General features: G+C 71.3%; 11 protein-coding genes and 2 pseudogenes. 8 read left to right on the forward strand and 5 right to left on the reverse strand.

Features of this window, described 5'->3' with window-relative positions; genetic code table 11:
• Positions 1-22 precede the first annotated feature (22 nt).
• Positions 23-2,350: an SF1B family DNA helicase RecD2 gene (gene recD2 / locus AC5L3C_RS24500; RefSeq protein WP_493650853.1), complete on the forward strand. Its 2,328-nt coding sequence runs from the start codon at positions 23-25 to the stop codon at positions 2,348-2,350.
• Positions 2,351-2,528: 178 nt separating this feature from the next.
• Complete coding sequence (locus tag AC5L3C_RS24505; protein WP_493650854.1) at positions 2,529-3,818, forward strand: citrate synthase; 1,290 nt, start codon at positions 2,529-2,531, stop codon at positions 3,816-3,818.
• Positions 3,819-4,408: 590 nt separating this feature from the next.
• Here AC5L3C_RS24505 and AC5L3C_RS24510 read toward each other — a convergent pair.
• From AC5L3C_RS24510 to AC5L3C_RS24520, 3 genes are all read right to left on the reverse strand, one after another.
• Positions 4,409-6,661: a heavy metal translocating P-type ATPase gene (locus tag AC5L3C_RS24510; RefSeq protein WP_493650855.1), complete on the reverse strand. Its 2,253-nt coding sequence runs from the start codon at positions 6,659-6,661 to the stop codon at positions 4,409-4,411.
• A 104-nt stretch (positions 6,662-6,765) separates the two neighbouring features.
• Complete coding sequence (locus tag AC5L3C_RS24515; RefSeq protein WP_125506386.1) at positions 6,766-7,005, reverse strand: heavy-metal-associated domain-containing protein; 240 nt, start codon at positions 7,003-7,005, stop codon at positions 6,766-6,768.
• 88 nt (positions 7,006-7,093) lie between these two features.
• Positions 7,094-7,750: a TetR family transcriptional regulator gene (locus AC5L3C_RS24520; RefSeq protein ID WP_493650856.1), complete on the reverse strand. Its 657-nt coding sequence runs from the start codon at positions 7,748-7,750 to the stop codon at positions 7,094-7,096.
• 219 nt (positions 7,751-7,969) lie between these two features.
• On the opposite strand from AC5L3C_RS24520, the gene AC5L3C_RS24525 reads away from it, so the two are divergent.
• Positions 7,970-10,213, forward strand: coding sequence for an MMPL family transporter (locus AC5L3C_RS24525; RefSeq protein WP_493650857.1), 2,244 nt, complete (start codon positions 7,970-7,972; stop codon positions 10,211-10,213).
• Positions 10,214-10,277: 64 nt separating this feature from the next.
• Here AC5L3C_RS24525 and AC5L3C_RS24530 read toward each other — a convergent pair whose 3' ends face one another.
• Positions 10,278-10,478, reverse strand: a complete 201-nt coding sequence (locus tag AC5L3C_RS24530) for a helix-turn-helix transcriptional regulator (RefSeq protein ID WP_190164332.1) — start codon at positions 10,476-10,478, stop codon at positions 10,278-10,280.
• A 127-nt stretch (positions 10,479-10,605) separates the two neighbouring features.
• Here AC5L3C_RS24530 and AC5L3C_RS24535 point away from each other — a divergent pair.
• Positions 10,606-11,643 (forward strand): annotated as a pseudogene (locus AC5L3C_RS24535) (RNA-guided endonuclease InsQ/TnpB family protein); the annotation flags it as partial.
• A 259-nt stretch (positions 11,644-11,902) separates the two neighbouring features.
• Here the strand turns inward: AC5L3C_RS24535 and AC5L3C_RS24540 are convergent.
• Positions 11,903-12,172: a hypothetical protein gene (locus AC5L3C_RS24540; RefSeq protein ID WP_493650858.1), complete on the reverse strand. Its 270-nt coding sequence runs from the start codon at positions 12,170-12,172 to the stop codon at positions 11,903-11,905.
• A 319-nt stretch (positions 12,173-12,491) separates the two neighbouring features.
• Between AC5L3C_RS24540 and AC5L3C_RS24545 the strand changes: the two are divergent.
• From AC5L3C_RS24545 to AC5L3C_RS24560, 4 genes and pseudogenes are all read left to right on the forward strand, one after another.
• Positions 12,492-12,581: pseudogene (locus AC5L3C_RS24545) on the forward strand (5-deoxy-glucuronate isomerase); the annotation flags it as partial.
• 224 nt (positions 12,582-12,805) lie between these two features.
• On the forward strand, positions 12,806-14,308 hold the full coding sequence (gene mmsA / locus AC5L3C_RS24550; protein WP_493650859.1) for a CoA-acylating methylmalonate-semialdehyde dehydrogenase: 1,503 nt from the start codon (positions 12,806-12,808) through the stop codon (positions 14,306-14,308).
• A gap of 341 nt (positions 14,309-14,649) precedes the next feature.
• Complete coding sequence (locus tag AC5L3C_RS24555) at positions 14,650-16,098, forward strand: MFS transporter (protein ID WP_493650860.1); 1,449 nt, start codon at positions 14,650-14,652, stop codon at positions 16,096-16,098.
• Positions 16,095-17,294 (forward strand): FAD-dependent monooxygenase, encoded by a 1,200-nt coding sequence (locus AC5L3C_RS24560; protein WP_493650861.1) that lies wholly within the window; start codon positions 16,095-16,097, stop codon positions 17,292-17,294. Before AC5L3C_RS24555 ends, AC5L3C_RS24560 begins: the two co-directional genes overlap by 4 nt.
• The last annotated feature ends 72 nt before the right edge of the window (positions 17,295-17,366 follow it).

Genomic DNA, 17,366 nt, shown 5'->3' on the forward strand with positions numbered 1-17,366 from the left:
ACCCCACCGGTACCGTCGGATCATGTCCAACCAGTCCGCAGCCGCCGCCCCCGGTGAACTCCGACTCGCCACGCTCGAGGGCGTACTGGAGCGCATCACGTACGCCAACGAGGAGAACGGCTACACGGTCGCCCGCGTCGACACCGGGCGCGGCGCGGGCGACCTGCTGACCGTCGTGGGCGCGCTGCTCGGCGCGCAGGTCGGGGAGTCCCTGCGGATGGAGGGGCGCTGGGGGTCGCATCCGCAGTACGGCAAGCAGTTCCACGTGGAGAACTACACGACGGTGCTGCCGGCCACGGTCCAGGGCATCCGCCGCTACCTCGGCTCCGGGCTGGTCAAGGGCATCGGCCCGGTCTTCGCCGACCGCATCACACAGCACTTCGGCATCGACACGCTGACCGTCATCGAGGAGGAGCCCAAGCGGCTCATCGAGGTCCCCGGGCTCGGCCCCAAGCGGACCAAGAAGATCGCCGACGCCTGGGAGGAGCAGAAGGCGATCAAGGAGGTCATGCTCTTCCTCCAGACCGTCGAGGTGTCCACGTCCATCGCGGTCCGCATCTACAAGAAGTACGGCGACGCCTCGATCTCCGTGGTGAAGAACCAGCCCTACCGGCTCGCCGCCGACGTGTGGGGCATCGGCTTCCTCACCGCCGACAAGATCGCCCAGTCGGTCGGGATACCGCACGACAGCCCCGACCGGGTACGGGCCGGACTGCAGTACGCGCTGTCCCAGGCCACCGACCAGGGGCACTGCTATCTCCCCGAGGAGCAGCTGATCGCCGACGCGGTGAAGCTGCTTCAGGTCGACACCGGACTGGTCATCGAGTGCCTCGCCCAGCTCGCCGCCGAGCCCGAGGAGCCGGGGGAGGACCCCGGCGTCGTCCGGGAGAAGGTGCCCGATCCGCAGGGCGGGGACCCCGTCACCGCCGTCTACCTCGTCCCGTTCCACCGCGCGGAGGCCGCCCTGTCCGGGCGGCTGCTGCGGCTGCTGCGCGCGGACGAGGACCGGATGGCCGGCTTCCAGGACGTCGCCTGGGACAAGGCGCTCGGCTGGCTCGCCTCCCGTACCGGCACCGACCTCGCCCCCGAGCAGCAGGCGGCCGTGCGGCTGGCGCTCACCGAGAAGGTCGCCGTCCTCACGGGCGGGCCCGGCTGCGGCAAGTCGTTCACGGTCCGCTCGGTCGTGGAGCTGGCCCGCGCGAAGAAGGCCAAGGTGGTCCTCGCCGCGCCGACCGGCCGCGCCGCCAAACGGCTCGCCGAGCTGACCGGCGCCGAGGCCTCCACCGTGCACCGGCTGCTCGAGCTCAAGCCCGGGGGCGACGCCGCCTACGACCAGGACCGGCCGTTGGACGCCGACCTGGTGGTGGTCGACGAGGCGTCCATGCTGGATCTGCTGCTCGCCAACAAGCTGGTCAAGGCGGTCCCGCCGGGTGCGCACCTGCTCTTCGTCGGGGATGTGGACCAGCTGCCCAGCGTCGGCGCGGGGGAGGTGCTGCGGGATCTGCTGGCCCCCGGCAGCCCCGTGCCCGCCGTGCGGCTCACCCGCGTCTTCCGCCAGGCCCAGCAGTCCGGCGTGGTGACCAACGCGCACCGGATCAACGCCGGGAAGCACCCCGTCACCGACGGCATGAAGGACTTCTTCCTCTTCGTCGAGGATGACACCGAGGAGGCCGGCCGGCTCACCGTGGATGTGGCGGCCCGGCGCATCCCGGCGAAGTTCGGCCTCGACCCGCGCCGCGACGTCCAGGTCCTCGCCCCCATGCACCGGGGACCGGCCGGCGCGGGCACGCTCAACGGGCTGCTCCAGCAGGCCGTCACCCCGGGCCGCCCCGGCCTCGCCGAGAAGCGGTTCGGCGGGCGGGTCTTCCGCGTCGGCGACAAGGTCACCCAGATCCGCAACAATTACGAGAAGGGGGAGAACGGGGTCTTCAACGGCACGGTGGGTGTGGTCACCTCGCTCGACCCGGTCGACCAGCGGCTGACGGTGCTGACCGACGAGGACGAGGAGGTGCCGTACGACTTCGACGAGCTGGACGAGCTCGCGCACGCCTACGCGGTGACCATCCACCGCTCCCAGGGCAGCGAGTACCCGGCGGTCGTCATCCCGGTGACCACGGGCGCGTGGATGATGCTCCAGCGCAATCTGCTCTACACGGCGGTCACCCGGGCCAAGCGGCTGGTCGTGCTCGTCGGTTCCCGCAAGGCGATCGGGCAGGCGGTGCGTACGGTGTCGGCGGGCCGCCGGTGCACGGCTCTCGACTTCCGCCTCGCCGGATCCCGCCTCTCGGGGACGGGGAGCGGCCCTGTGAGGGGATCGTCATCAAAAAATGATCGATCAAATGAGTCATGAAGGTCACAGAGCCCTTCCGGATGGGGAACACAGGGGGCAGGATGGGCAAGTTGGCGGCACTCAGTGCCGCCAATAGGCCCGATGGTCGACCCCGAGTGCACTCTCCTGAGCCGTGTGGGGGATGGTAGAGACAGTCAGGGCACCTCGAAGATGAGGCACAACGTCGGTGAGGGAAGACGTGAGCGACAACTCTGTAGTACTGCGGTACAACGGCAGCGAGTACACCTACCCGGTGATCGACAGCACCGTCGGTGACAAGGGCTTCGACATCGGGAAGCTCCGCGCCCAGACCGGTCTGGTGACACTGGACAGCGGCTACGGCAACACCGCGGCCTATAAATCCGGGGTCACCTATCTCGACGGCGAGGCCGGCATCCTCCGGTACCGCGGCTACCCGATCGAGCAGCTGGCCGAGCGCTCCACCTTCCTGGAGGTCGCCTACCTGCTGATCAACGGCGAGCTGCCGACCGTCGACGAGCTGGCCTCGTTCAAGAACGAGATCACGCAGCACACCCTGCTGCACGAGGACGTCAAGAACTTCTACAAGGGCTTCCCGCGCGACGCCCACCCGATGGCCATGCTGTCGTCGGTCGTCTCCGCGCTGTCGACGTTCTACCAGGACAGCCACAACCCGTTCGACGAGCGTCAGCGCAACCTTTCCACGATCCGTCTGCTCGCCAAGCTTCCGACGATCGCGGCCTACGCGTACAAGAAGTCGATCGGCCACCCCTTCGTCTACCCGCGCAACGACCTCGGGTACGTCGAGAACTTCCTGCGCATGACCTTCTCCGTGCCCGCGCAGGACTACGAGCCCGACCCGGTCGTCGTCTCCGCCCTGGACAAGCTGCTCATCCTGCACGCGGACCACGAGCAGAACTGCTCGACCTCCACGGTGCGTCTGGTCGGCTCCTCGCAGGCGAACATGTTCGCCTCGATCTCCGCCGGCATCTCCGCCCTGTGGGGCCCGCTGCACGGCGGTGCCAACCAGTCGGTGCTGGAGATGCTGGAGGGCATCCGCGACTCCGGCGGTGACGTCGACTCCTTCATCCGCAAGGTGAAGAACAAGGAGGACGGCGTCCGCCTGATGGGCTTCGGCCACCGGGTCTACAAGAACTTCGACCCGCGCGCCAAGATCATCAAGGCCGCCGCGCACGATGTGCTCTCCGCCCTCGGCAAGTCCGACGAGCTGCTGGACATCGCGCTGAAGCTGGAGGAGCACGCGCTCTCCGACGACTACTTCGTCTCGCGCAGCCTCTACCCGAACGTCGACTTCTACACCGGTCTGATCTACCGGGCCATGGGCTTCCCGACCGAGATGTTCACGGTCCTGTTCGCCCTCGGCCGGCTGCCGGGCTGGATCGCCCAGTGGCACGAGATGATCAAGGAGCCGGGCTCCCGCATCGGCCGCCCGCGCCAGATCTACACGGGAGTCGTCGAGCGCGACTTCGTCCCGGTCGAGGAGCGCTGACACCTGCCGGTGGGGTGCGCGGTGTCCATAGGGTCCCGCGCCCCTTCAGGTGCCCTGCGCAGCCGCAGGCGTGAGGCGTGAAGAGAGAAGGCGCCCCGGCCGCCGGTCCCCCCACGGGCCGACGAACCAGGGCGCCTTCCCATGTCCCGGTGCGGATTCCCCCCACGGGATCCGGCCGGGCGCCTGTGAAAACAGCGCCTGAATCGCTGTGTGAGCACGGGCGGACCTGAACCCGCCGCACTCGTCGGTGTGCGGTCTGCCGGGACAGCGCACGCTCGGGGAGGGCCGCTCAAAGCTTCCCGCTGGTACGTGTCCCGGCAACGCAATCTCTGGGAAAGTCCCCCAAGACAATCCCAGTTGTCAGGACGCGCCCCCCAAGACGCTGCCTGACATCGCCAACTTAGACCTTCGAACCCCTTCGATGGTTACGTTCAGATCACTGTGATCTGCGTCTCTTGCATACCCTCCAAGCTGCGCAAGAGCCCGCAAACCTCTCACGGGACCCAAGCGTAAGGATGATGCGCGAGCCTTGTGAAGAGCTTATGTGAGGGTCGCGCCCGGACTCCAGTGGTACACCCCAACTTGAGACCTCAATGAAACGCCCGCAGCCGCAGGCTGTTCGTCACCACGAACACCGAGGAGAAGGCCATGGCCGCACCGGCGATCATAGGGTTCAGCAACCCGGCCGCGGCCAGCGGCAGCGCGGCCACGTTGTAGCCGAAGGCCCATACGAGGTTGCCCTTGATGGTGGCGAGCGTGCGCCGGGACAGCCGAATCGCGTCCGCCGCCACCCGCAGGTCGCCGCGCACCAGGGTCAGGTCGCCCGCCTCGATCGCCGCGTCCGTGCCCGTGCCCAGGGCGAGACCCAGATCAGCGACAGCCAGCGCGGCCGCGTCGTTGACGCCGTCGCCGACCATGGCCACGCGGTGCCCCTCCTCCTGAAGGTCGCGTACGACGCCGGCCTTGTCCTCGGGCAGCACCTCGGCGATCACCCGGTCGATGCCGACCGCCTGGGCCACCGCCTCGGCCACGGTCCGGTTGTCGCCGGTCAGCAGCACCGGTGTGAGCCCCAGCGCGCGCAGGTCGCGCACCGCCTCGGCACTGGTCTCCTTGACCGCGTCGGCGACGGCGAGGACACCGCGTGCCACTCCGTCCCAGCCGGCCACCACGGCGGTACGCCCGGCGCGCTCGGCCTCCTCCCGGGCCCGGGCCAGCTCCGGCGGCAGCTCACCCAGGTGCTCGGAGAGCCGCCCGACGACGACCTCATGGCCCTCCACACGCCCGCGTACGCCCCTGCCGGGGACGTTCTCGAAGTGCTCGGCCTCCGGCAGCGCACCGGCGCGCTCCTGCGCTCCCGCGGCGATCGCGCGGGCCACGGGATGCTCGGAGGCGTGCTCCAGGGCGCCCGCGAGCCGCAGCAGCTGACGCTCGTCGGTGCCCTCGGCGGCGTACACTTCCTGGAGGGACATCCGTCCGGTGGTGACGGTGCCGGTCTTGTCCAGGACGACGGTGTCGACGTCGCGGGTGGTCTCCAGGACCTCGGGGCCCTTGATGAGGATGCCGAGCTGGGCGCCCCGCCCGGTGCCCACCATCAGCGCGGTCGGCGTGGCGAGCCCGAGGGCGCACGGGCAGGCGATGATCAGGACGGCGACGGCGGCGGTGAACGCGGCGACCGTGTCGCCGGTGGCGCCGAGCCATCCGCCGAAGGTGGCGACCGCGATCAGCAGCACCGCGGGGACGAAGACCCCGGCGATCCGGTCGGCCAGGCGCTGCACCTGCGCCTTGCCGTTCTGCGCCTCCTCCACCAGCCGCGCCATCCGCGCGAGCTGTGTGTCGGCGCCGATCCGGGTGGCCTCGACGACCAGCCGCCCGCCCGCGTTGACCGTGGCGCCGGTGACGGTGTCGCCGACGGTGACGTCCACCGGCACGGACTCGCCGGTCAGCATGGACGCGTCCACGGCGGAGGTGCCCTCGAGCACCGTGCCGTCGGTGGCGATCTTCTCCCCGGGGCGTACGACGAACCGGTCGCCCACGGCCAGCCGTTCCGCCGGGATCCGTACCTCGCGGCCCTCGCGGAGCACGGCCACGTCCTTGGCGCCCAGCTCCATCAGCGCCCGTAGGGCCGCTCCCGCGCGGCGCTTGGAGCGGGCCTCCAGATAGCGGCCGAGCAGGATGAAGGCGGTGACCCCGGCGGCGACCTCCAGGTAGATCATGGAGGCGCCGTCGCCGCGCGAGACGGTGAGTTCGAAGGGGTGCCGCATGCCGGGCATGCCGGCGTCGCCGAGGAACAGCGCCCACAGCGACCAGCCGAATGCGGCGAGGGTGCCGACGGAGACCAGCGTGTCCATGGTGGCCGCGCCGTGCCTCAGGTTGGTCCAGGCGGCCCGGTGGAAGGGCGCGGCGCCCCAGACCACGACGGGCGCGGCGAGGGTGAGCGAGAGCCACTGCCAGTTGTCGAACTGCAGGGGCGGGACCATCGCCAGGAGGACGACGGGCAGGGCCAGGAGCGCGGAGACGGCCAGCCGCCGGCGCAGGGCGGCCGGCTCGGGGTCGGCCTCGCGTGCGGAGTCCTCCGCGGGCTCCTCACGCGCGGGTTCCTCGGCGGTGTAGCCGGTGCGCACCACGGTGGTGATCAGATCGGCGACCTCGAGGCCCGGCGGGTAGGTGATCCGGGCCTTCTCCGTCGCGTAGTTCACCGTGGCGGTGACGCCGTCCATGCGGTTGAGCTTCTTCTCGACGCGGGCCGCGCAGGCGGCGCAGGTCATCCCGCCGATGAGCAGCTCGACCTCGGAGAGCGCCGGCTGCTCGGCGGTCGGTGTCTCGGCGGCGGTGGTGCTGGTCATGTCCGTACTCCAGGGACGTCCGGGATCCGGGGGCGGGCGGCGCGCCGGGCCGCGGGGAACGGGTGGCCGGTGCGGCCCGGTTCACGCCGCGCGGGGGCCCCGTTTCAGACGGTGCCGGTCAGCTCGTAGCCGGCCTCGTCGACGGCGGCGCGCACGGCGGCCTCGTCGAGCGGGGCGGCGGAGACCACGGTCACCTCGCCGGAGGAGGCGACGGCCGTCACCGAGCTGACGCCGGGGAGCGCGGAGAGCTCGCCGGAGACGGCGCCCTCGCAGTGCCCGCAGCTCATTCCGCTCACCTTGTAGACGGTGGTGACGGAGCCCTGGGTGTCGGTCTGGGAGGTCATGTCGTTACTCCTCGTCGGGGCGTAGGGGATGGAACGGGTCGGTGGGGCCACGGGGGCCACACCGCCCAGACTATACCCCTAGGGGGTATTAATCCACGACGAGCGGTTCGAGGTAGCGCAGGAGGACGTTCTTCAGCTCCTGGACGTACGCCTCGCGCTCGGCGCCCTCGTGGGCGAGGACCAGTTCCAGGCCGGCCATGTAGAGCCCCACACACATGTGGGCGATGCGGTTCACCTCGGCGGCCGGCCTGCTGGGCATGAACGGGGTGATCAGCGTCTCGACCCTGGTGATCAGGGTGGCGTGCAGGGCGTCGTGCTCCTGGGCGATGCGGCCGGGGATGTCCGGGCCGTGCATCAGCGCGAAGAAGACCGGGTTGCGGCAGTTGAAGTCGATGAAGCGGTCCACGGCAGCGGCGACGGCCTGCTCCAGCGGGGTCGCCGGGTCGAGGGGCGCGAGGGCCTCGCCGTAGGTCTCGCGCATCTCGTGCATGAGCCGGCCGCCCAGCTCGATGGCGATCGCTTCCTTGTTCGGGAAGAACTGGTACAGGGTGCCCGGCGAGACACCGGCCTCCCGGGCGATCGCGTTGGTGCTGGCGGCCGTGTAGCCGGTGGTGCAGAAGACGGAGGCGGCGGCGTCGAGCAGTTGCCTGATGCGGCGTTCGCCGCGCGCCTGCCGACGGACGGGCCGCTCGTCGGCCGCCTGTCGCTTCCCGGGCTCCCCGGGCTTCTCGGTCCTGTCGGGCACGCGTTATCCCCAGCTCTCGGCACGCGATTGACAAACACGAGTGGCCACTCGCATTCTTGTGAAACGCGAGCGATCTCTCGTGTTTGCCAGTCTATGGCAATGGCACAGCCATGCCGCCTGCCCGTGCGCGTCCGGGGCCGTCCAGGCCCCGAAGAGCGCAAGACCACTCGGGGGCACGCGGGCGGACGGCATGGTGCACGGTGAAGGGGACACCGCAGGATGACCGAAGTCAACGTCGCGCCGCGCCAAGGGGCCTGGACCCGGTTCGTGACCGCCCGTCCCCGGCTCGCCCTGCTGGCGGCCCTGGTGCTCACCGTGCTCGCCGTGCTGGCCGGCAGCGGCGTCGCCGACCGCATGGGCAGCGGCGGCTGGGAGGACCCGGACGCCGAGTCCAGCTACGCGATGCGGGCGCTCGAGCGCGAGTTCCCCGAGGCCCAGCCCAACCTCCTGCTGCTGGTGGACGCGGGGGACGCCACGGTCGACGATCCGGCCGTCGCCACCGAGGCGCGGCGGCTCGCCGAGCGTCTGGCCGGCGAGCCGGGCGTCACCGGCGTCGGCTCCTACTGGCAGTCGCGCTCGCCCGCCCTGCGCGCCGAGGACGGGCACGAGGCGCTGATCGCCGCCCGCCTCACGGGCGACGAGACCGCCGCGGGGGAGACGCTGGAGCGCATCGAGTCCTCCTTCCGGGGCGGACAGGGTGTGGTGGAGGTGAGCCTCGGCGGACCGGTCGCCGTGCGGCACGAGATGCAGACGGTCATCCAGGAGGACCTGCTGCGGGCCGAGATGATCGCCCTGCCGGTGACGCTGGTGCTGCTGGTGATGGTCTTCGGCAGCGCCGTCGCCGCCCTGCTGCCGCTCGGCATCGGCATCGTCGCGATCCTCGGCACCAACGCGGTGCTGCGCGGGCTCACCGAGTTCACCGACGTCTCGGTCTTCGCGATGAACCTCACCACCGCCCTGGGACTCGGCCTGGCGATCGACTACGCGCTCTTCATCGTCCGCCGCTTCCGCGAGGAGCTGTCCACCGGCGCCGAGCCGCTCACGGCCGTGGGCGCCACCCTGCGCACCGCCGGGCGCACGGTGCTGTTCTCCGCCCTCACGGTCGCGGTGTCCCTGGCGGCGATGCTGCTCTTCCCGCAGTACTTCCTGCGCTCCTTCGCCTACGCCGGGATCGCCGTGGTGCTGCTGGCCGCGGCGGCCGCCCTCATCCTGCTCCCCGCCGCCCTCGTGCTGCTGGGCCACCGGGTCAACTCCCTCGACCTGCGCAGGCTGTTCCGGCGCGGCCGGCCGGCCGCGCGGCCCGCCCGCGAGGAGGGCGCCGCCTGGGGCCGCGCGGCGACCCTGGTGATGCGCCGTGCCCCGTTCTTCGCCCTCGGCACCACGGCCGTGCTGGTGCTGCTCGGACTGCCCTTCCTCGGCGTGAGGTTCGGTACGGCGGACGACCGCCAGCTGCCCTCCACCGCCGAGTCGCACGTGGTGCAGCAGCACATCCGCGAGGGCTTCCCCGGCAGCCCCGGCGGAGGTCTCGACGTCCTCGCCGAGGGCCGCGCGACCCCGGAGCAGTACGCCGCGTACAAGGAGCGTGTCGCCGCCCTGCCCGGCGTGGTGCGGGTCGACGGACCGCTGGTGAAGGGCGACACGGCCTACTTCACCGTGCTGCCCGAGGGAGAGGCGGTCGACGATCCCGCCCAGCGGCTGGTGGGCGACCTCCGCGCGGTGGACGCCCCGTTCGACACCGGCGTGACCGGAGCGGCGGCCGTCCTGGTCGACTCCAAGGACGCCATCGGCGAGCGCATCCCGGCGGCGGCCGTGTTCATCGTCGTCGTCACCCTGATCCTGGTGTTCCTGCTCACCGGCAGCGTGCTGATACCCGTGCAGGCGGTGGTGCTCAACGCCCTCAGCCTCACCGCGATGTTCGGCGCCGTGGTCTGGGTGTTCCAGGACGGCCATCTCTCCGCCCTGCTCGGCTTCACCACCACCGGCTCCATCGAGACCACGCTGCCGGTCCTGATGTTCTGCGTGGCCTTCGGACTCTCCATGGACTACGGGGTCTTCCTGCTCTCCCGCATCAAGGAGGAGTACGACCACACCGGTGACCACGAACAGGCGGTGCGCCACGGGCTGCGGCGGACGGGCGGGCTGATCACGGCGGCGGCGGTCATCCTCGCGGTGGTCATGGTCGCCATCGGCACCGCGCGCGTGACCAACACCAAGATGCTCGGCCTGGGCATCGCGCTGGCGGTCCTGATGGACGCGATGATCGTCCGCAGCCTCCTGGTCCCGTCCGTCATGCGCCTCACGGGCCGCGCGACCTGGTGGGCCCCGGGCCCGCTGCGCCGGTTCCACGAGCGGTTCGGGCTGAGCGAGGGCGAGCAGGCGCGGGGCGGGGCGGAGCCGACGACCGGCCGCGAGGACGAGCCGGAGGACACCACCCGCGACACGGTGGAGGCGGCCCGGGGATAGCGCTCCACCGCGAGCGCGCCGTGCCCCCGCCGTCCGGGCGGGGGCACAGCGCGCTTCCTCGCGGTCAGTCGGCTCTGCGGCCGCGATTGCCCGGGCGGGCGGCCACCCAGGTGCGGATGGTGTCGGCGTACCAGTAGGGCTTGCCGCCCTCCACGTGGTCGGGCGGGGGCAGCAGGCCGTGCTTGCGGTAGGAGCGTACGGTGTCCGGCTGCACCTTGATGTGGGCCGCGATGTCCTTGTAGGACCACAGCCGTCGGTCGGTCATCGGGGTTCTCCTTCGTGGATGCCCCCGGCTTCAGCCGGGGGAGGAAACGACGCTCCTGCGGAGCAGGGCAGGGAAAGCCGGTTCGCCGCCAGGGCGGACCGGCGTCCGCCTCCAACTGCCCGCCCTCTACAACGCCACGTCGGCGATGCTGACGGCCTGGAAGAAGACCGAGAAACTCGCGTACCTCAACGAGGTCTCCTCCGTCCCGCTCCAGCAGGCGCTGCGGCACCTCCAGACGGCGTTCACGAACTTCTTCGGCAAGCGGGCGAAGTACCCGCGGTTCAAGTCGCGGAAGAAGTCGCGGAAGTCGGCGGAGTACACCACCAGCGCGTTCCGGTTCCGGGGCGGCAGGCTGACGCTGGCGAAGATGGCGGAGCCGCTCGACATCGTGTGGTCCCGTCCCCTGCCTGAGGGCGCGTCGCCGTCCACGGTGACGGTGTCGCAGGACGCGGCCGGGCGCTGGTTCGTGTCCCTGCTGTGCGAGGACCCGTCCGTTCAGCCACTCCCCGCCACCAGCGCGGCCGTCGGTATCGACGTCGGGCTCGACCACCTGCTGACCCTGTCCACCGGGGAGAAGGTCGTCAACCCCCGGCATGAGCGGCGTGACCGCGCCCGCCTCGCCAAGGCGCAGCGGCAGCTTGCCCGCAAGGCCAAGGGTGACGGAGCGAACCGGGCAAAGGCGCGCCGGAAGGCTGCCAAGGTCTACGCCCGAATCACCGACCGCAGGCGTGACCACCTGCACAAGCTCACCACTCGGCTCGTTCGTGACAACCAAACGGTCGTGATCGAGGACCTCACCGTCCGGAACATGGTGAAGAACCGGAACCTGGCCCGCGCCATCAGTGACGCGGCCTGGTCGGAGTTCCGGAGCATGCTGGAGTACAAGGCCCAGTGGTACGGCCGCGAAGTGATCGCGATCGACCGCTGGTTCCCCTCCTCCAAGCTGTGCTCGACCTGCGGCACCTTGCAGGACAAGATGCCGCTGCACGTCCGCACCTGGACGTGCGACTGCGGGACGACCCATGACCGGGACGTGAACGCGGCGAAGAACATCCTGGCCGTCGGGCTGACGGTGTCTGTCTGTGGAGCTGGTGTAAGACCTCAACGGAGTACTCCGGGCGGGCAGTCGGCGATGAAGCAGAACACCCCACGGCGCGAGCCGTAGGAATCCCCCTCCTTCAGGAGGGGGAGGAAGTCAAGGCGTTGCACCTCCCCGCGCGCACCGCGGCGGCGGCCGGGGGCGGCCGTCAGGGGGAGCCGGGCGCTGCGCTGGTGTTCAGGCATGCGTTGTGCCCGGTGAACGAGGCCGGGCGGCGACAGGGCAGGGGCTGTGCTCCGGGTGTGACCGAAGGCCCGCGCCGGCGTGACACCCGTGACAGTACGGGCGTTTTTGTGACAGAAGTGACGCACGGGCGCACGACGGCTCACCGGCGGGGCGCGTTGACCCGGTCCCGCACGAGGGTGTCCAGCTCGGCGGCCGACTCCGGCGTCGGCCGGTGGATGCCGTGCCCGCTCACCGCTCTGCGCAGCTCGCCGTCGACGACGTGCTTGATGTGCCGCTCGCCCTGCCGTGACCGGTAGGTGAGCCGGGCCGGCAGGTCGGACGGGACCGTCGAAGGGGAGCGGGCTGCCGGCTGCTTGCGGAAGACCCGTATCGGGTGGATGACGTCACCCGGGCGCACGCCGGCGCTCATGAAGCTCGGCAGCGACTGGTGGGGCCCGCCGAACAGTACGGTCAGGCGTTCACCCGTGTGCCCCGCGCGGGCGAGGCCATCGCACGGGAGCGGCGGCCACCGACAACGGGACCCGGCAAGGACCGGACGACCGGCGACCGGACGCGTTTTCGTCCGAATGTCCGGACAAAACATTGACAGGGCTTCACACTCGAGGCTAGAAACCGGGGTGAGCCGTATGCACCGCAGAACCGGCGAGCCGTACGAAGGGAACGCGATGGCGTACGACCTGATACTCCGGCGGCGACCGCCGGGTCACCGCCGTCCCGGGCCCCCACCGATCGCCTCCGGCGCGGGAGACCGCCTCGCTTTGGCAGGAGCGAAGTGCGAGCGACGACTCCCCGCCCGCCGCGGCCCCGCGCCGGAGGTTTCGCCGACGTACCGGCCGGAGTCCGGGCCGGAGTCCCATGTGTCCACTCGCGGACCCGAACGGCCGACACTGTGTCGGTCCCGTCCGGGGGCCGGGCACTGGTGGGATGAGGACATGGCCCGGTCCGCGGCATCGGCCCCCGCGTCCGGCGCACCCGAGCTGTACGAGCTGCACCCACGGCACGTCTCCACCCGACGCCGCCATCTGCGAAGGAGTTCTCGGTCATGACGAAGATCGTCAACCACTGGATCGGCGGCAGGACCGTCGAAGGCGCCTCGGGCAACCACGGGCCGGTGACCGACCCGGCGACCGGCGAGGTCACCACCCAGGTCGCGTTCGCCTCCGTCGAGGAGGTGGACGCCGCGGTCGCCGCCGCCAAGGAGGCGTACGCGACCTGGGGCCGGACCTCGCTGGCGGCCCGCACCGCCGTCCTCTTCAAGTTCCGCGCCCTGCTCGACGCCCACCGCGACGAGATCGCCGAACTGATCACCGCCGAGCACGGCAAGGTGCACTCCGACGCCCTCGGCGAGGTCGCGCGCGGCCTGGAGATCGTCGACCTGGCCTGCGGCATCAGCGTGCAGCTCAAGGGCGAGCTGTCCACGCAGGTCGCCACCCGCGTCGATGTGGCGTCGATCCGTCAGCCGCTGGGCGTGGTCGCGGGCATCACCCCGTTCAACTTCCCGGCGATGGTGCCGATGTGGATGTTCCCGCTCGCCATCGCCTGCGGCAACACGTTCGTGCTGAAGCCGAGCGAGAAGGACCCGTCCGCCTCCGTCCGCCTCGCCGAGCTTTTCGCCGAGGCCGGCCTGCCCGACGGCGTGTTCAACGTCGTCCAGGGCGACAAGGTGGCCGTGGACCGCCTTCTGGAGCACCCGGACGTCAAGGCCGTCTCCTTCGTCGGCTCCACCCCGATCGCCCGCTACATCCACACCACCGCCTCCGCGAACGGCAAGCGCGTGCAGGCCCTGGGCGGCGCCAAGAACCACATGCTGGTCCTGCCCGACGCCGACCTCGACGCGGCGGCCGACGCGGCCGTCTCCGCGGCCTACGGCTCGGCGGGCGAACGCTGCATGGCGATCTCCGCGGTCGTCGCGGTCGGCGCGATCGGCGACGAGCTGGTGCAGCGGATCCGCGAGCGCGCCGAGAAGATCAAGATCGGCCCCGGCAGCGACCCCACCTCCGAGATGGGCCCGCTGATCACCAAGGCCCACCGCGACAAGGTCGCCTCCTACGTCGCCGGCGCCGCGGACGAGGGCGCCGAGGTCGTCCTCGACGGCACCGGCTACACCGTGGACGGCCACGAGAACGGCCACTGGATCGGCATCTCCCTCCTCGACCGGGTGCCGACGTCCGCGAAGGCCTACCAGGACGAGATCTTCGGCCCGGTCCTGTGCGTCCTGCGCACGGAGACCTACGAAGAGGCCCTGGACCTCATCAACAGCTCCCCGTTCGGCAACGGCACCGCGATCTTCACCCGCGACGGCGGCGCCGCCCGCCGCTTCCAGCTGGAGGTCGAGGCCGGCATGGTCGGCGTCAACGTCCCGATCCCGGTCCCCGTCGGCTACCACTCCTTCGGCGGCTGGAAGGACTCCCTCTTCGGCGACCACCACATCTACGGCAACGACGGCACGCACTTCTACACCCGCGGCAAGGTCGTCACCACCCGCTGGCCCGACCCGGCCGACGCCCCCGCCGGCGTCGACCTGGGCTTCCCCCGCAACCACTGACTCCGCGACCACTGACCCCGCGACCACTGACCCGCGCGACCACTGACCCGCGCAGACCCCGCCCGGCCCGGCCGGGACCGCTCCCCGGCGGTCCCGGCCGGGCCGGTTCGTAGTGCGCAGGCACCAGAGCGGGGGAGCGACTGGTCCTGAGGCACCAGGCCAGGACGGCTGCCGGGGACGATGCCCGCCGGGGGCACCGCAGGGAAGTGTGGGCAGCGCGCGGAATCCCGCGCGTTCCTCATTTCCTGTGGTGTCTGGAGTGATCAACAGGTGGCGACCTATCCCCTCGCCTTACCCGGTACCGCGTCACGGAAGGCGCTCGGCCGGCTGGGCGGGCGCCGGTGAACAAGACGAAGACGTCCGTATCCGAAGCCGTGGCCGCCCCCGTCCGCCTCGGGTGGCCGGCGATCGGTGCCCTCGGCATCCTGGCCCTCGCCCTCGGCAGCCTGCAGTCGGTGGTGGAGCCCGCCCTGCCGCTGCTGCAACGTGAACTGGCAGTCGACGCGTCCGAAGGGGCGCTGATCGGCAACGCACTCCTCATCACCGGCGCGGTCGCCACGCCCGTCGCGGGCAAGCTCGGCGACCGCTACGGCGGAAAGCGGGTGCTGGTCCGGCTGGCGGCCGTGGTCTCGGCTGGCGGTCTGATGGCGGCTCTGGCACCGAGCCTGCCCGTGCTGTTGTTCGGTCAGGTACTGCAGGGCGTCATGGTGGGCGCGCTGCCCCTCTCCTTCATCCTGGTGCGCAAGCACCTCGCGGCAGGAGAGTCACAAGCGGTGATCGGGCTGGTCGTCGCGCTGTTCACCGGCGGCAGCATGGTGGGCATGCTGTTCGCCGGGCCGATCGCGGAAGGGCTGGCCTGGCAGTGGATGTTCGGGCTGCCGACGATCGTGGTCGTCGTGGCGACAGCGGCCGTGGCCCGGCTGGTGCCGCACGATCCGCCGGTCCCGTCGGAGCACGGGATCGACTGGCCCGGCACGGCCCTGCTCAGCGGCACGCTGCTGGTGTTCATGATCGGGCTCGTGACGGTGACGGGGGACGACGGCATGCCGCCGCTCGCGATCGGCGCCCTCGCGCTGGTCGTGGCCGCCCTCGCGACCGGCTGGGTCGTCGTCGAGCGCCGGGCGGTCTCGCCGATGGTCGACCTGCGCATGCTGGCGAAGTCCGCGGTCTGGCGGGCCTGTGCGCTCACGTTCGTCATCAGCGCCAGTTCCGGCATGGTGCTCCTGCTCTTCCCGCAGATGTTCGCGGCCCCGGCCGACGGGTACGGCTTCGGCGCCAGCACCACCGACATCGGACTCCTCCTGCTGCCCGGTGCCATCGCCGGGGTGGTGAGCGATTCGGTCGGCGGGATCGCGTCGCGGCGGTTCGGCCCGCCCGCCGTGGTCGTCGTGGCCGCCGTCGCCACGGCGGCCACGCTGACCGCCCTGGCCTCGCTGCACACCGCGCAGTGGCACCTGGTCCTCGCGAAGGTGCTGACCGCGTTCGCCGCGGGCGTGGCCACCACGGCGCTGCTCGCCGCTACGGCCACCGCCATCGAGACCGAGGACATCGGCATCGCCACCAGCCTGCTCGTGGTCACGCGCGTGATCGGCGTCGCGCTGGGCGCCCAGGTCGCCGCCGCGATCCTCGACGCCGGGAAGGAGCCGGCGATGGGCCTGCCGGCCGAATCGGCCTTCGTCACGGCGTTTGTCGTCGCCGGCCTGGTCGCCGCCTTGTCACTGCTGTTCGTCCGAAGCGTCAAAGTCCGCACCACGAACGTCCGTATCACGGAAAAGGAAGCCCAGGCATGACACCCCATGGACTCAAGCGCAAGGTCCTGATCTCCGGGGCCAGCATCGCCGGACCCGCGCTGGCGTACTGGCTGCACCGGTCCGGGTGCGAGGTCACCGTGGTGGAGAAGTCGGGCGCGCTGCGCGGCGGCGGGTACCCGATCGACATCCGCGGTACCGCGCTGGAGGTGGTCCGGCGGATGGGGATACTCCCGCGGCTGCGGGACGCGCACATCGATTCGCGTCGCCTCACCTTCCTCGACGCCGACGGGGGCGAAGTGGCCTCACTCGCCCCGGCGGCCGTGGCGGGGGGTGCCGAGGGGCAGGACCTCGAGGTGCGTCGCGGGGATCTGGCCGAGATCCTCCACGGGCTGGTCCGCGACGACGTGGAGTTCCTGTTCGGCGACTCCGTCGACACCCTCGACCAGTCCGGGCCCGGGGTCGACGTCGTCTTCCGCAGCGGGCGGCGGCGTACGTTCGACCTGGTGGTGGGCGCCGACGGCATGCACTCGTACACCCGGGGGGCGGTGTTCGGCCCCGAGGAGGATTTCCACCACTACCTCGGGTACTGCTTCGCCATCTTCACCATGCCGAACACCCTGGGGCTCTCCCGGGAGGTCGTGCTGTGGAACACCCCGGGGAAGGCCGGGGCCCTCTACGCCACCGGAGGCGACGACGAGGTGCACGCCTTCCTCACCTTCCACCAGCCCCAGCCGCCGGCCGGCGTCGTCCGGGACCCCGGCGCCCAACAGGACCTGATCGCCGCCACCTTCGCGGGCGCGGGATGGGAGATCCCCCGGATGGTCGGCGCCCTGCGGGACGCGGACGACCTGTTCTTCGACACGGTCGGCCAGATCCGCATGCCCCACTGGTCCAGCGGCCGGGTCGCGCTCGTCGGCGACGCCGCCCACGCACCGTCGTTCCTGACCGGGCAGGGCTCCAGCCTCGCGCTGGCCGGTGCCTACATGCTGGCCGCCGCGCTGGCCGAGCACCGGGACCACACGGCGGCCTTCGACGCCTACGAGCGCGACACCCGCGAGTTCGTCACTATGAACCAGGCGCTGGTCGGCCAGGGCTCGGCCACGCTCTTCCCCACCACCGCCGAGGCCCTGGAGCAACGCAATACGGCGCTGCGCGGCCTGAAGACCCTCCCCACCGCCACACCCCGGCCGGCCCACACGGCCCTCACACTGCCCGCGCTCCCTTCGCTGCAGTGAGCCCGTGCGGGCAGCACAGCAGCACGGCAGCACAACAGCACGGCGCGGTCCGCGGGACACTCCCGCGGACCG

Source organism: Streptomyces speibonae, from assembly GCF_984686075.1.

Excerpts from the sequence above, each read along its gene's own strand:
- AC5L3C_RS24540 (WP_493650858.1), bottom strand. The coding sequence starts at position 12,172 with ATGAGCGCCGGCGTGCGCCCGGGTGACGTCATCCACCCGATACGGGTC.
- mmsA (WP_493650859.1), top strand. The coding sequence starts at position 12,806 with ATGACGAAGATCGTCAACCACTGGATCGGCGGCAGGACCGTCGAAGGC.
- AC5L3C_RS24515 (WP_125506386.1), bottom strand. The coding sequence starts at position 7,005 with ATGACCTCCCAGACCGACACCCAGGGCTCCGTCACCACCGTCTACAAG.
- recD2 (WP_493650853.1), top strand. The coding sequence starts at position 23 with ATGTCCAACCAGTCCGCAGCCGCCGCCCCCGGTGAACTCCGACTCGCC.
- AC5L3C_RS24510 (WP_493650855.1), bottom strand. The coding sequence starts at position 6,661 with ATGACCAGCACCACCGCCGCCGAGACACCGACCGCCGAGCAGCCGGCG.
- AC5L3C_RS24560 (WP_493650861.1), top strand. The coding sequence starts at position 16,095 with ATGACACCCCATGGACTCAAGCGCAAGGTCCTGATCTCCGGGGCCAGC.
- AC5L3C_RS24525 (WP_493650857.1), top strand. The coding sequence starts at position 7,970 with ATGACCGAAGTCAACGTCGCGCCGCGCCAAGGGGCCTGGACCCGGTTC.
- AC5L3C_RS24530 (WP_190164332.1), bottom strand. The coding sequence starts at position 10,478 with ATGACCGACCGACGGCTGTGGTCCTACAAGGACATCGCGGCCCACATC.